Origin of the sequence: Microbacterium sp. Root61 (assembly GCF_001427525.1) — a bacterium.
Taxonomy (GTDB): Bacteria; Actinomycetota; Actinomycetes; order Actinomycetales; family Microbacteriaceae; genus Microbacterium.
Genome location: NZ_LMGU01000001.1, coordinates 634,976 through 647,782, shown reverse-complemented (window position 1 = coordinate 647,782; position 12,807 = coordinate 634,976). Strand labels below are relative to the sequence as shown.

Annotated in this window: 13 protein-coding genes; 3 read left to right on the top strand and 10 right to left on the bottom strand. The window is 66.7% G+C overall.

The features are described 5' to 3' along the window. The first annotated feature begins 28 nt into the window (after nucleotides 1-28). The gene (gene lnt / locus ASD65_RS03145) at nucleotides 29-1,570 is read left to right on the top strand and encodes an apolipoprotein N-acyltransferase (RefSeq protein WP_056218359.1); all 1,542 of its coding nucleotides are present in this window, start codon (nucleotides 29-31) and stop codon (nucleotides 1,568-1,570) included. A 60-nt stretch (nucleotides 1,571-1,630) separates the two neighbouring features. On the opposite strand, the gene ASD65_RS03140 is transcribed toward lnt, so the two are convergent. From ASD65_RS03140 to ASD65_RS03125, 4 genes are all read right to left on the bottom strand, one after another. Next, nucleotides 1,631-2,014 carry an RNA polymerase-binding protein RbpA gene (locus ASD65_RS03140; protein WP_056218355.1) on the bottom strand — a complete coding sequence of 128 codons (384 nt, stop codon included), beginning with the start codon at nucleotides 2,012-2,014 and terminating at the stop codon, nucleotides 1,631-1,633. A gap of 141 nt (nucleotides 2,015-2,155) precedes the next feature. Continuing rightward, on the bottom strand, nucleotides 2,156-2,947 hold the full coding sequence (locus tag ASD65_RS03135; protein ID WP_056218351.1) for a glycerophosphodiester phosphodiesterase family protein: 792 nt from the start codon (nucleotides 2,945-2,947) through the stop codon (nucleotides 2,156-2,158). Continuing rightward, nucleotides 2,944-3,894, bottom strand: a complete 951-nt coding sequence (locus ASD65_RS03130; protein ID WP_056218347.1) for an SPFH domain-containing protein — start codon at nucleotides 3,892-3,894, stop codon at nucleotides 2,944-2,946. The genes ASD65_RS03135 and ASD65_RS03130 overlap by 4 nt, the downstream gene beginning before the upstream one ends. Next, nucleotides 3,891-4,361 (bottom strand): NfeD family protein, encoded by a 471-nt coding sequence (locus tag ASD65_RS03125; RefSeq protein WP_056218344.1) that lies wholly within the window; start codon nucleotides 4,359-4,361, stop codon nucleotides 3,891-3,893. The genes ASD65_RS03130 and ASD65_RS03125 overlap by 4 nt, the downstream gene beginning before the upstream one ends. Nucleotides 4,362-4,490: 129 nt before the next feature. Here ASD65_RS03125 and ASD65_RS03120 point away from each other — a divergent pair, with 129 nt between their 5' ends. Then, complete coding sequence (locus tag ASD65_RS03120; RefSeq protein ID WP_056218342.1) at nucleotides 4,491-5,255, top strand: SDR family oxidoreductase; 765 nt, start codon at nucleotides 4,491-4,493, stop codon at nucleotides 5,253-5,255. Between the two features lie 3 nt (nucleotides 5,256-5,258). Beyond that, nucleotides 5,259-7,250, top strand: a complete 1,992-nt coding sequence (locus tag ASD65_RS03115; RefSeq protein WP_056218338.1) for a S9 family peptidase — start codon at nucleotides 5,259-5,261, stop codon at nucleotides 7,248-7,250. Nucleotides 7,251-7,315: 65 nt separating this feature from the next. Here the strand turns inward: ASD65_RS03115 and ASD65_RS03110 are convergent, their stop codons facing one another. From ASD65_RS03110 to ASD65_RS18900, 6 genes are all read right to left on the bottom strand, one after another. Beyond that, complete coding sequence (locus ASD65_RS03110; protein WP_056218336.1) at nucleotides 7,316-7,879, bottom strand: HdeD family acid-resistance protein; 564 nt, start codon at nucleotides 7,877-7,879, stop codon at nucleotides 7,316-7,318. A 238-nt stretch (nucleotides 7,880-8,117) separates the two neighbouring features. Beyond that, nucleotides 8,118-9,224, bottom strand: coding sequence for a rolling circle replication-associated protein (locus ASD65_RS18905; protein WP_156378772.1), 1,107 nt, complete (start codon nucleotides 9,222-9,224; stop codon nucleotides 8,118-8,120). 149 nt (nucleotides 9,225-9,373) lie between these two features. Further along, entirely contained in the window at nucleotides 9,374-10,195 is an 822-nt protein-coding gene (locus tag ASD65_RS03105) for a hypothetical protein (protein ID WP_056218332.1), read from the bottom strand. Beyond that, nucleotides 10,188-10,463: a hypothetical protein gene (locus ASD65_RS03100; RefSeq protein ID WP_056218328.1), complete on the bottom strand. Its 276-nt coding sequence runs from the start codon at nucleotides 10,461-10,463 to the stop codon at nucleotides 10,188-10,190. Before ASD65_RS03100 ends, ASD65_RS03105 begins: the two co-directional genes overlap by 8 nt. Next, on the bottom strand, nucleotides 10,460-12,088 hold the full coding sequence (locus ASD65_RS03095; RefSeq protein ID WP_235566593.1) for a hypothetical protein: 1,629 nt from the start codon (nucleotides 12,086-12,088) through the stop codon (nucleotides 10,460-10,462). The genes ASD65_RS03100 and ASD65_RS03095 overlap by 4 nt, the downstream gene beginning before the upstream one ends. A 276-nt stretch (nucleotides 12,089-12,364) precedes the next feature. Then, nucleotides 12,365-12,541, bottom strand: a complete 177-nt coding sequence (locus ASD65_RS18900; protein ID WP_156378771.1) for a hypothetical protein — start codon at nucleotides 12,539-12,541, stop codon at nucleotides 12,365-12,367. Between the last annotated feature and the right edge of the window lie 266 nt (nucleotides 12,542-12,807).

Genomic DNA, 12,807 nt, shown 5'->3' with positions numbered 1-12,807 from the left:
CCCAGACAATCCCACTTAGGGTGGACACGTGCCTCTCGCCGCCGCGCCGCGCCCGCTTCTGCCTCTTTGGGCGGCCGTGCTCACAGCCGCCGTCGCGGGGCCTGCGCTGGATCTCGCCTTCCCTGCCATCGGGTGGTGGCCGATGGCTTTCGTGGGCGTCGGATTCGCCCTCACGACACTGATCGGCCGCAGCGTCGGCGGCGCACTGCTCGTCGGGTTCATCTTCGGCGTCTCGTTCTACCTGGTGCACATCCTCTGGATCACGCGGTACCTCGGGGTCGTGCCCTGGTTCGCGCTGACGGGGCTCGAGGCGGTACTGATGGCCGTGGGCGCCATCCCGATCGCCCTCGCTTACCGGTGGATGCCGCGAGTGCTGCCCGGGCGCTGGGCGCAGCTGGTCCTGCTCCCGCTGCTGGTGGGCGGGCTCTGGACCGCCCGCGAGCTCTTCATGGGCTCCTGGCCCTACACGGGCTTCCCCTGGGGCCGGATCGGCATGAGCCAGTCCGAGAGCCCCCTGGCGGGTATCGCGAGCTGGACGGGCGTCACAGGCCTCACGTTCCTGATGGTCGTATTGTGCGCGGCTGTCATCGAGTGGGCGCGCGTCGCGCGGTTCCGGGACCTGCGTACGGCGGTGCCGGCCGCGGCGCTGGCGGTCGTCCTACTGCTCGTGCCCGCGTTCCCGACCTCATCCGCCGGAACACTGCGGGTCGGCAGCGTGCAGGGGAACGGGCCGTCGGGCTATTTCGACGAGCGCCCGCGCAACGCGGTCCTGAACGCGCAGCTGAAGGCGACCGCTCCGCTGTTCGGAGAGGACATGGACGTGCTTGTGTGGCCGGAGGGCGGCATCGACTCGGACCCGCTCACCAACACGTCCACCGCGGCTGCGCTCGACGCCGTGTCGGCGCACGTCGACGCACCTCTCATCGTCAATGCCGCGACCACCCGCGGCGATGCGACCTTCAACACATCGATGCTCTGGGAGCGCGGCGAGGGCGCCGTGCAGATCCACGACAAGACCCACCCCGTGCCGATGGGGGAGTACGTTCCCGACCGATGGTTCTACGAAAAGCTGGCGCCCGACCTGGTCGGCCTCATCCAGCGCGAGTACACGCCCGGCACCAACCCGCCGTTCTTCGATCTGAACGGGGTCGGGGTCGGACTGGCGATCTGCTTCGACGTGATCTACGACGATGTCATCTGGGAAGGCGCGAAGGACGGCGCCCAGGTCTACATGTTCCAGACCAACAACGCCGACTTCCGCGACACCGACGAGAACCTCCAACAGCTCGCGTTCGCCCGCATGCGCGCAATCGAAACCGGGCGATCGGTGGTCAACCTCTCGACGGTCGGGACCAGCCAGGTCATCGCTCCCGACGGTTCGACGATCGACGGGCTCGACGCCGGGGTGGCCGGTCACATGCTGACGGACGTCCCGCTGCGCACGGGACTCACGCCCGCCGTCGTGGCCGGACCCTGGATCCAGGCGGTCCTCGGCTGGGGGAGTCTCGCAGCGCTCATCGCGCTGGGCATCGTGGTGACGGTGACCGAGCGCCGCCGACGCGCGGTCTGAGGGCGCGCCAAGACGCCGGCTCCCGAAGGAGCCGGCGTCTAAAGGATCACTCAGTCGGCGTCAGGCGCTGATCTTCGTGTTGGCGGTGCTTCCGCCGGCGCCACGGCGCTCACGCACGAAGGCGAGACGCTCTTCGAGGAGCTCCTCGAGCTCGGGAATCGTGCGGCGCTCCAGGAGCATGTCCCAGTGCGTACGCGCGACCTTGTCTTCACTGTGGTCGACGGTCGCGGTTCCCTCGCCGATACGGCGCAGCGCCTCTGCGCCGCACGTGCGGCACTCCCAAGCGGGCGGCACCTCAGCATCGACGGCGAAGGTCATTGTCGTGTCACGTCCGCACACAGTGCACGTGTAGATGTGCTGGGCGCGTTCATGGAACACGACGCCGTCTTCGCTTTGTAGGCTCTGGGCGCCGAGTCGGATGCCGCGCAAGCTGCGGTCTGCCATCTTGTGGTCCTCTCGTTGCTCTCAGGTATAACGTCATGACCTGAGCGCTTCATCCGAACGGGAGCGTCCGCCGGATCATTCACAGTGGATGCACAGGGCGTGCATCCGTATCGGGGTTTCGGGTCCCCTACGCGCGAGCATTCAGCGGGTCGCTCCACCTTTCCGGGTGACCCGCAGCGCGATGTCGGCACGGTCGGTCACGAGCCCGTCGACGCCGAGCGCGAGCAGGCGCTGCATGTCGTCGGGGTCGTTGACCGTCCAGATATGGATCTCGACACCATGACGGTGCGCGGCGTCGAGAAGACGAGGGGAGAGGATGCGGGTGCGCCCGTGCCTCTCGGGGATCTGCAGGGCATCGATGCCGGACAGGGCCCGCTGCAAGAGTCGTTCCGAGCGCACCGCGAGTGCGCCCAGGACCCGGGCGATCGTGGCGGTGCCCGCCGAGGTCGCCGGAGTGATGCCGCCGTTCCGGACCGCGGCCGCGAGTGCTTCCCTGCGGCGTGCGTCGGCGAAGCTCGTCAACAGCACGCGGTCTCCGTGGGCGGCGACCGCGCGACCCACCGGGGTCGCGGCATCCGCTGCCTTCACATCGAGGTTGAACCGCAGTGTCGGGAACACGTCCAGGGCCTGATCGAGGGTGATGAGACCGCCGCGATCCGCCATCAGCGTTTCGAGCTCGGCGGCCGTGACATCGGACACGAGCCGACGGTCTCCGGTCACGCGGGAGAGGTCGGTGTCATGGAACAGCACGACGACGCCGTCGGCCGTGAGGTGGCAGTCGGATTCGACGTAGAGAGCACCCGCAGCGTGGGCACCGGCAACGGCGGCGAAGGAGTTCTCCACGACTCCATGCGCTGCGGCATCCGGTGTCACCAATCCGCGGTGTGCGAGCACGCGGGGTTTCGCCGCGCGCTCGAACCAAGGGTGAGTCACGGCGCGGGCGGCTCCGTACCGTCCTTGACGGGCCGGCGTGCGGCGGCGTCCGCCACCGTGCCCGCGAACGCGCCTGTGACGCCCTTCAGCGCCTCCGTGAACTCGCTCGGGATGATCCAGAGCTTGCTGGACGGGCTGTCGCTGACCTTGGGGAGCATCTGCAGGTACTGGTACGCGAGCAGCTTCGGGTCGGCGTCGCCCTCGTGGATGGCGCGGAACACCGTCTGGATGGCTTCCGCCTCGCCCTGCGCGCGCAGCACGGCTGCCTGCTTGTCACCCTCCGCACGGAGGATCTCGGCCTGACGGGCGCCCTCCGCGGTGAGGATGGCGGACTGCTTGGTGCCCTCGGCGGTCAGGATGAGGGCGCGGCGGTCGCGCTCGGCCCGCATCTGCTTCTCCATCGAGTCCTGGATCGAGAGCGGCGGGTCGATCGCCTTGATCTCGACGCGGCCGACGCGGATGCCCCACTTGCCGGTGGCCTCGTCCAGCACGATGCGCAGCTGACCGTTGATCTCGTCGCGGCTGGTGAGTGCTTCCTCGAGGTTCAGGCCACCGACCACGTTGCGCAGCGTGGTCGTGGTGAGCTGTTCAACGGCGCCGAGGTAGTTGCGGATCTCATAGGTCGCGGCGCGCGCGTCGGTGACCTGGAAGTAGATGACCGTGTCGATCGAGACGACCAGGTTGTCTTCGGTGATGACCGGCTGCGGGGGGAACGAGACGACCTGCTCGCGCATGTCGATGAGCGGCCGCACGCGGTCGATGAAGGGGACCAGGAGGTTCAGGCCCGGGGTGAGTGTCTTGTGGTACCGGCCGAGCCGCTCGACGACACCCGCCGTCGCTTGCGGGATGATCCGGATGGAGCGGATGATCACGACCAGCACGAAGATGAAGACCGCGATGGCCAGCAGCCAGCCGATCGCCTGCGGGATGAACTCCTCGGGAGTCATGCGGACTGCTCCTCCTGTTGCTGAACGAACGCGGTCGCGCCGTCGATGCGGCGGACCTGCACGAGGGTGCCGGGCTCGATCGTGCCGGTCCCGGCGCTGCGTGCGGTCCAGATGTCGCCGTTCGCGAGCTTCACCTGGCCACCCAGCGACGACACCGTCGAGATCACCTGACCCTGCAGTCCGACGAGCGCTTCGACATTGCTCGGAGTGGGGTCCTCGCCGCGCCGCAAGCGCTTGAGCAGCGGTGGGCGCAGGAACAGTACGAGCACGGCGGCGACTGCTGCGGCGACGATGACCTGGAGCCAGATCGGCGCTCCGAGCAGGTCGGTGCCGAGGCCCGCGAGGCTTCCGATGGCGAGCATCAGGAAGGTGAAATCGAGCGTCAACATCTCGATCACGAGGAAGGCCAGGATCAGCACCAACCACCCGATCCACGCGAACTGCTCGATGGCTTGGATGAACTCCATCACGCCCCTCCTCGTATGCTCCGAACCTAGCACGATGGCTCCTGGTGAGCGCGGGATTGGTAGGGTCGACAGGTCGCTCCCGACGGCGTCGGCAGGGCGGTGAGACCCACTGAAATGTCAGGAGTTCCCGTGTCCCAGACCCTCCCACCCGCGTCCCTCGCCGGCCGCACCGCACTCGTGACCGGCTCGTCGCGCGGCATCGGCGCCGACACGGTCCGATACTTCGCCGAAGCCGGTGCGAACGTCGTCATCAACTTCCGCAACAAGGCGCCGCGCGCGCAGAAGCTCGCCACCGAGCTGGAGGGCCTCGGAGTGCAGGCGCTCGTCGTCGGCGCCGACCTGACAGACCCCGCGTCGGTGCAGGAGATGTTCTCCGAAGTGGAGCGCACGTTCGGCTCGCTCGACATCCTCGTCCTCAACGCGTCCGGCGGCATGGAAGGCGGGATGGCCGAGGACTACGCCCTCCAGCTGAACCGCGATGCGCAGGTGCGCGTGCTCGAGACCGCCCTGCCGCTGCTGGGCGACGACGCCCGAGTCGTGTTCGTGACGAGCCACCAGGCGCACTTCATCCGCACCACCCCGACCATGCCCGAGTACGAGCCGGTCGCACGTTCCAAGCGTGCCGGCGAGGACGCGCTGCGTGAGCTCATCCCGATGCTCCAGGAGCGCGGTATCGGCTTCGTCGTCGTCTCCGGCGACATGATCGAGGGCACCATCACCGCGACTCTGCTCGAGCGCGCCAACCCCGGCGCGATCGCGGACCGCCGCGAGTCGGCCGGCAAGCTCTACAACGTGAGCGAGTTCGCCGCAGAGGTGGCGCGCGCCGCGATCGACCCGATCCCCGCGGACAACACGCGTCTGGTCGGGGACACGAGCTCGTTCCAGGGGGAGTGACCGGTGCGCGCACAGGACATCGAAAAGCTCGTCTCCGTCGGTCGGCCGGTCATCGCCCCGGACGGCTCGTTCACCGTGTTCGCGGCGTCTCGTCCCGATCTCGCTGCCAACCGTGCGGTGGGACAGCTGTGGCGCATCGACCTGCCGGACGGTGCGCCGCGTCGACTGACACGTGGAACAGCGGATGCCTCGCCCCGACTGTCGCCGGACGGTCGTCGTCTCGCGTTCGTCCGCGGTGACGCGAAGGGCGTCGCGCAGATCTTCGTCGTCGATGCCGGGGGAGGGGAGCCCGTGCAGGTCACGGAAGCCCCGCTCGGGGTGTCGGATGTGACCTGGTCACCGGACGGCGAATCGTTGGCGTTCACGGCACGTGTCCCGGAAAAGGGGCGCTACGGCAGTGTCGAAGGGCTGGAGGCCTCGGCGGAGTCGCCGCGCCACATCACCGGCATCCGCTGGCACTCCAACGGGCTCGGGTACACGCAGGACCGTCCCGCACACCTGTTCATCGTTCCGGCGCCTGCCACCGACTCCGAGCCGGCGTACGAACCCGCCGCCGCCGTGCGCCCCGAGGGTGTCGAAGCGCCCCGCAAGAAGCTGGTGCCGGCTGCCGCGACGCAGCTGACGGAGGGCACGGCATCGCACTTCGGTGCTGTCTTCACGGGCGACGGCGCCGAGCTGCTCACCGTCGTCGACGAGATCGAGCGCGACCGTCGCGATCTGCGCTCGCGCCTCGTCGCGGTGTCGGCCGACGGCTCCGGACAGCGCGAGGTGCTCGGCCGCGAGGCGAACCTCACCCTGAACGACCTGTTCATCACGGCCGACGGCACGATCGCGGTTCTCGGCGACGACGTCGGCGCGGACGGCATCGACTTCATCGCCCCGGGCGTGTCGCTGTGGCTGCTCGAGGATACCGGTCCGCGTCGGCTCACCGATCCCGACACCATTGATCTCGGCGAGGTCGGCAGCCACATCGGCGAGGTCGGCGAGGACTTCCTCGTGCAGGACCGCAGCCGTGGACGCGTCCGTCTGCTGCGGATCACCCGCACCGGGGAGATCACCGAGCTCATCGGCGGCGACGTCGAGGTCAACGGCCACGCGGCCGCGGGGCAGCGGATCGTGGCGTCGGTGTCGCTGCCCGCGTCCTACGGCGAACTCGTGCTGGTCGACGGCGGTGCGATGCGCACGCTCACGGCCTTCGGCGCCGGAGCCGAGGCATCCGGTGTCGCGGCTCCGCAGGAGCTGACGGTCCAGGGCCGCGACGGATATCCGGTGCACGGCTGGGTCGCGCGGCCGGCAGGGGAGGGGCCGCACCCGGTCATCCTCCAGATCCACGGCGGACCATATGCCACGTACGGCATACATCTGTTCGATGAGACGCAGGTCCTCGTCGACGCGGGCTACGCGGTCGTGTACTGCAACCCGCGCGGGTCAGCCGGGTACGGACGGGCTCATGGCCGCAGCATCCGTCAGGCGATGGGCACAGTGGACTTCGCCGACGTGATCGATTTCCTCGACGGAGCGATCGCGGCAGATCCGGCACTGGACGGTGCGCACGTCGGCGTGCAGGGCGGCTCCTACGGCGGCTACCTCACCGCATGGGTCATCGCTCACGACCACCGGTTCGCCGGCGCGATCGTGGAGCGCGGTTTCCTGGATCCGATCTCGTTCCAGGGCACCAGCGACATCGGATCGTTCTTCGGCGACGAGTACGTCGGAACGGATGCCGCGGCCATCGCCCGCCAGAGCCCCATGGCGGTGGTGGACCAGGTCACCACGCCGACCTTCGTCATCCATTCCGAGCTGGACTTCCGATGCCCGCTCGAGCAGGCGACGCGGTACTACATGGGCCTCAAGCGCGCCGGAACCGAAGCCGAGATGCTCGTGTTCCCAGGAGAGAACCACGAGCTGACGCGCGGAGGACAGCCGCGCCACCGTGTGGAGCGCTTCGACGCCATCCTCGACTGGTGGAAGCGCAAGCTGCCCGTCGGCGGCTGACCCGCACGATCTGAAACGGAGAACGGCCCCGGATTGCTCCGGGGCCGTTCTCCGTTGAAGGTCGCTCAGACGGACGCGCCCTTACCCCAGGTGAATGCACGCACGATCTGGATGATGCCCAGAACGATGAGCGAGATGCCCAGCAGCCACCAGAGCACGACAGCGCCCCAGAGGGGGGAGAAGAGCAGGACGATACCGGCGATGATGCTGATGATCGCGAAGAAGATCGTCCAGCCCTTGGAAGCCGCGTCGCCCAGCGTCGTCAGCGAGACGATGCCCTCGACGATCCACATGATTCCGACGAGGATTCCGAGGAAGACGCCGAACCATCCGGTCGCTGCCTGCAGGTTCACGAACGCGACGATACCGGCGATGATGAAGACGATGCCCAGGAGGATGTGACCCACACGAGCCCAGCCACCCATGCCCTTGGCGAAGATGCCGAGGCCGGCGTACACCAGTCCGCCGGCGATCGCGTAGATGGCGATGATCGCCACTACGACGGCCGCGGTCTTACCGGGCCAGACGAGAATCAGGATTCCGACGATGAGGGCGATGACGCCACCGACGCCGAGCGCCGTCCGAATGCCGTTGACGGCAGATTTCTCTGCGGGGGATGCAGTAGTCATAAGAGACCCTTTCCTGGGAGTTTCCTGCGAGGCGGTGCCCAGCATAGACCCGATGAACGCAGGGGAGGCACCACCACGCGGGGTTTCCGCACTTGCAGGCGGTGCGCGCGGGCCTGTCGCGGTAGACATGCGGACCGTGGACAAGCCGTGCTGCAGCCGAATTCCCTGATAAGTGGCTGACTGGCGACCAGCACGACAACGGCCATGTCAGTCGCGCGGCGGAGCTTGCGCTGGAGTTTCAGTGCGAGCGGCTTCCTGGTGCGGAATCACGCGCTTTCTCCCACCAGTGGATCCCGGAGGATGGCCCTATGAATCCACCAAGGGCTATTGCCGATAATGCACATACTCGGGCATCGAAAATACGCGACACGCCGAATGGGTCAATCAAACTTTCGATTGTTGTGCTACCTGCGTCGTTTAGCTGAAGAACGGCGACGGCTTTTTCCAAGCGCCACACGCCCCAGAACTGAGTACCGGCCTCACCGTTGGCGATCTGATCGCGCCAGGCGGTCGGCATGTCGTTCTGGTACTCCTTGTCGTTGAACGTGCCGTGCTTCGCAAAGTAGCTCGCGATGCGGCGCGGATCGCGATAGCCGTCTCCGACGTAGTCGACGCCGGTTCCCGCCTTCACATGGCGCGCGTACTCATCCGGATCCGGGTGATTCACGATGTTGGCCCAGGTGCGAGAGAGCCACTGCGGAAACTCAAGCTCGAGGTGGCCTTTAGCCACGCCTGCTGGAGGCGTCATCAGGATGTGCGTGTGCGGCGCGCCGCGACGCTGGAACTCCTGCTTCCACACACCACGGGGACGCTCACCCCAAGCACGGTCGTAGTAGATCTTGAAGCGATCGATCAGAGCCTTGTATGCGGCAGGAGTCGGTGCCACCGTGAGCCAGTCGCCAGGAAGGGTAAGCGTGACAAGAGCAGGTTCATTGCCCGACTCGAAGAGCGGTGCCCAATCCAACTGATTGAGCCGAATCCGCATACGGTTTCGCGACTTGTTCGACCATCCCACGATCTTGCCGCGCGTGGCTTTCGAGGGGCGACCTCGGACCGCGCGACGCACCGGATCGGGAGCCGTCAGGACTTCCATATCCACATCATTAAGTAGCGCCATGGAGTCATGGTAGATCCCGTGGAGCTGCGCCACAGCGGCATCGACGTTTCGTCGACGAGCTTCCCAGGTGAGATCTCGCTCATGATCTTCTTGGCCGGGGCGAGTCTGGCGGATGCGCACGACGCCCGGGCCGATGTCAAGGAACGTTGCTGCGGCGGTGTGCGCGTACTTCGACCGCCACTGCTCCCGATCTTCAACCTGGGGAATAGCGGCACCGACGGCGCGCATTTCATCAACCGTCGGAAGTCGAAGTGCGGTGATCTGCCCCGCTGTGAGGGTACGCGCTACCATCAGATTGCGGTCCCCTCTCCAAAGGTATTGACCGTGAACCCCCGCCACCGTGCGGGGGTTCTCTCATACTGGCATACGCGCACCATTCAGCAGCTGCACTGCGCGAGTGTCTTTTTGGGTCGGTCGCCGCCGCAGCGGAAGCAGAAGCCCTCGCCGGAGTCGACGTTGTCGACAGAGTCGAAGGTGTCGTAGGACTGTTCCGCCCAGGATCCGGGTCGCCACATCCAGGCGTTCGCCTTTCCCTTGAGGTTGCCCTCTTTGCTGTCCGTCCAGGTCGTGAAATCCATGGCGTCGTAGGTAATCCACCGGAACAGCCGGTTCATGCCCCACATGCGGGAATCGTCGCCGCGGTTCTCGTACTTCGGGAAGTAGCCACGGCAGACCGTGACGGCCTGGGTGACCTCGCGCAGGACGATGTTCGCGCGGGACCATGACGGGGCTGTCCAGCGGAGCAGGATGTCACGGCGACGGAGCTGGTTCAGAAGGAGTTGCACGGGCTTGGGGAGCTGCTTCCCGGCCTCGGATGCCGCGATGCCGAGGACCTCATCGAAGAGAACGTCACCCCCGGAGAACTCCAGGAGCTGCGACCACTCCCGCAGCGGCGTGTATCCGGCGTAGGTGTCACCCGTGTCCGGATCGATGACCCGGACCGTCGAGAGAATCGGCCGGCCTTTTTCCATCGACAGCTTGGTGTCGTGCATCATCGCCAGCGACTTACCGTGACCGTTCGCACCGACGTAGGCATGAATCGTGAAGCCACGGCGGGTCCGGCTGCCCTTCGACTTCCATTGAGCCGATCCCGGGCGGGACAGGGCGCGCCGCTCCGCGACACCCCCTGTCTCCGCCTCGGGTTCGGCTTCGAGGGAATCGAACACATCAAGGTCCGACGGGATCAGAAGATCAGTCACCAGCGCCTCCAAAGGCGGGAATGTGCGCGATGACAGCGCGCACGAGCTTGATACCTACGACGATTGCCCAGGCCGTGATCGCGGCGCCCACACACGCGCCGAGGACCGGCCACGCGACCCACACACCCATCCCTGCCAGGCTGCCGATGATGCCGTTGACGGCGGAGGACGCGCCCGTGAGCTCGGGCGGCGGAGTCCACTCTCCGAACACACCCGCGAGCCACTGCACGAAGCCCACAGCGAGGCCGAGGAACCACTCGGAGATCATGACGGCCCTCCGCCCACTCCCGGGGCGTTGACGCTCGCTGAGGCCCGCCTGATGATGCCCATGGCCGTCAGATAGATCAGGATCGCCGCACCGATCGTGCGCGCTGCCGCCGCCACCTCAGCCATGGGGGAGCTGCACGCCTGGAGCGGGTACGCATCGAAGTTCGGCCAGGACGAGTTGATCGATGAGAACGGCATGAACACGTGTGGTCCCATGCACCCGCCCGGGTCGCCGGGGACTACCAAAGCCGCGCTCACAATGCCGGGGAGCTTGCCGGGCATCGTCGTGGACCAGGCCGACGCAATCGACACCTGAGTAGCGGTCACCACCGACGCGCGCGGAACGAACGCCCACACCAGCGCGCACTTGACCGGCTGCAGCACCCACTCCAGCGGGTTCGGGGCCGACGCCCACTGCGCCATACACGCATCACCGGGAGTCGGGCCGGTTCCGGGGTTCGTGGAGTTGACGTCAGGTCCGGCTGACCACTCCGTGTCCTCGCCGGTGACGGGGTCGGTGATGGTCGGTTTGTCGGTCTTGGTGTCGAAGGTGCGCCGGTACGGGCCGCACTCCGCCAGGTCAATGGTCACGCCGCCGAAGCTGCACTTGTAGGTACCCGGGGTGGTGCCTTCGTCGGTTTCTTCCCACCAATTGGCGCAGTCCGCTTCCCAAGTCATGCATGACTGAAGGATCGTGCCGACAGTCTTTTCGAGGACCAGGCCGCGACCGTTCCCGGTCGTCATCGGGAGCCGCTGGGTTTCTGTCATCGGCGGGACTTCTTGATCCGAAATCGTGGTGATCGATCCTCCGTCGTCGGACTCCACCTGGATGCGCGACGGCAGGAAGTCGGGACCGGCACCCGGTTTCGAGACAAACGCCGATTCGCAGCCGAGGCCCGCCGCTGACAGCGGTAGTCCAGTTGTCTCCTTGTACGGGATGCCGGTGCCGGTCGTGACCGTGGAGTCCGACCAGGTGATCTTGCACTTAGGTGTCCGAACAGGGTCCCCGGAAGATTTCGACGCCGTCTCAAGGACAGCGCCGGACGCCTGGACTATCCGTTCAATCTTGACGGCGTCGAGCGGGTACCCCTCTGCGAGGGTGTTCTGTGACTGACGCCAGTACTGCTGGGTGCCCGCCGCGCGGCCACACTCGGTAAGACCGTTCGTTGTCCGGGACGTCGTCAATGTCGTCGCACCGCCCGCCAGCGTGAACCGGTAGGCCTGGCCCGCCGCGAGAACAGCCGTCGTCGGTCCACACCAGTACCGATAGGCGAATCCCGACCGGATAAACACCACACTCTGCCACGCGCCCGATGGGAGCGCGAAGGTGCCCGACTGGACATCTGAATTCGGAGTAGTAACTGCCGCCCGACAGTCTGGCGCGACAGTCATATTCACCGCCCACGTCACACCCTGGTACCACTCAGGCTGCGCGCAATAAACGCTCGAATAGTCGCTGCCAGTGACAGCAGCTATAGCCGTCAGCGTGCCATTCGCGCCGATGCCCCACGCAAGCTGGGGAAGCATCATGACCGAGCCGCCCAACGCCCGCTGGAACGCCGTAGGAGCCGTGATCGGCACCGGCGGCCTCAGCACAGCCGGAGTCTTCGCCTTGAATCCGAGCATCGCGCGCAGCATGTCAGATGCGTGATTACCGCTCCCGGGGACCGGACCCATAAACGCCTGCTTCGACGGAACATCCGGAATCTCCAACACAGGAGGCGGCGCAGGCTCGACCGCTTGCGCAGCCGGGACGCCGACCAGGACCAGAGCGGAAGCCAGGCCTACAACGCTCAGGAACGCGGGGAACCGACGCATGATGTCTCCATCTCCAGATAGTCAGAACCCCGCCCCGGCTCTGGAGAAGACCGGGACGGGGAACCTGCGCGACCAGCGCGACGGCTACTTTGCCGTGCGCTTGAACAGGCCGATGAGCTTGGGGAAGCCCCAGAACGCGCCCATCACACCGAGAGCAGCAGTCAGGACAAGACCCGCCGCAGCGACCACCGCGACCACCAGGGCCGGAAGGGCACCCGTGATGCCGGTGAAATCGAACGTTTCGCCAACGAGAGGAACCATATTCACCCCCTTCCACTCCATGAGGCCGACCGGAAAATACCGACCAGCACGCCGGACCCCAACAGCAGCAGCGTGCCGAGGATTGCCTCTCCCAGAAGCATCAGGTGATGCCCCTGAACAGACGGAGAAGCGAGATGATGCCCCACGCCAGCAGATCGATCGTGGCGATCGCTCCAGCCACCGCGAGAGGGAGAGCCACTAGCGGCCCGCCACGATGAACCGGCCCGCGCAGTACGCGGCAACCCAGCCCAGAACAATCGCCCACG

What these genes read in the sequence shown, in the direction of transcription:
- ASD65_RS03140 (WP_056218355.1), bottom strand. Translation starts at nt 2,014, where the DNA reads ATGGCAGACCGCAGCTTGCGCGGCATCCGACTCGGCGCCCAGAGCCTA.
- ASD65_RS03130 (WP_056218347.1), bottom strand. Translation starts at nt 3,894, where the DNA reads ATGACTCCCGAGGAGTTCATCCCGCAGGCGATCGGCTGGCTGCTGGCC.
- ASD65_RS03125 (WP_056218344.1), bottom strand. Translation starts at nt 4,361, where the DNA reads ATGGAGTTCATCCAAGCCATCGAGCAGTTCGCGTGGATCGGGTGGTTG.
- ASD65_RS03110 (WP_056218336.1), bottom strand. Translation starts at nt 7,879, where the DNA reads ATGACTACTGCATCCCCCGCAGAGAAATCTGCCGTCAACGGCATTCGG.
- ASD65_RS18905 (WP_156378772.1), bottom strand. Translation starts at nt 9,224, where the DNA reads ATGCGCGCCGTCGGTGCCGCTATTCCCCAGGTTGAAGATCGGGAGCAG.
- ASD65_RS03100 (WP_056218328.1), bottom strand. Translation starts at nt 10,463, where the DNA reads ATGATCTCCGAGTGGTTCCTCGGCCTCGCTGTGGGCTTCGTGCAGTGG.
- ASD65_RS03095 (WP_235566593.1), bottom strand. Translation starts at nt 12,088, where the DNA reads ATGCTCGGATTCAAGGCGAAGACTCCGGCTGTGCTGAGGCCGCCGGTG.
- ASD65_RS18900 (WP_156378771.1), bottom strand. Translation starts at nt 12,541, where the DNA reads ATGGTTCCTCTCGTTGGCGAAACGTTCGATTTCACCGGCATCACGGGT.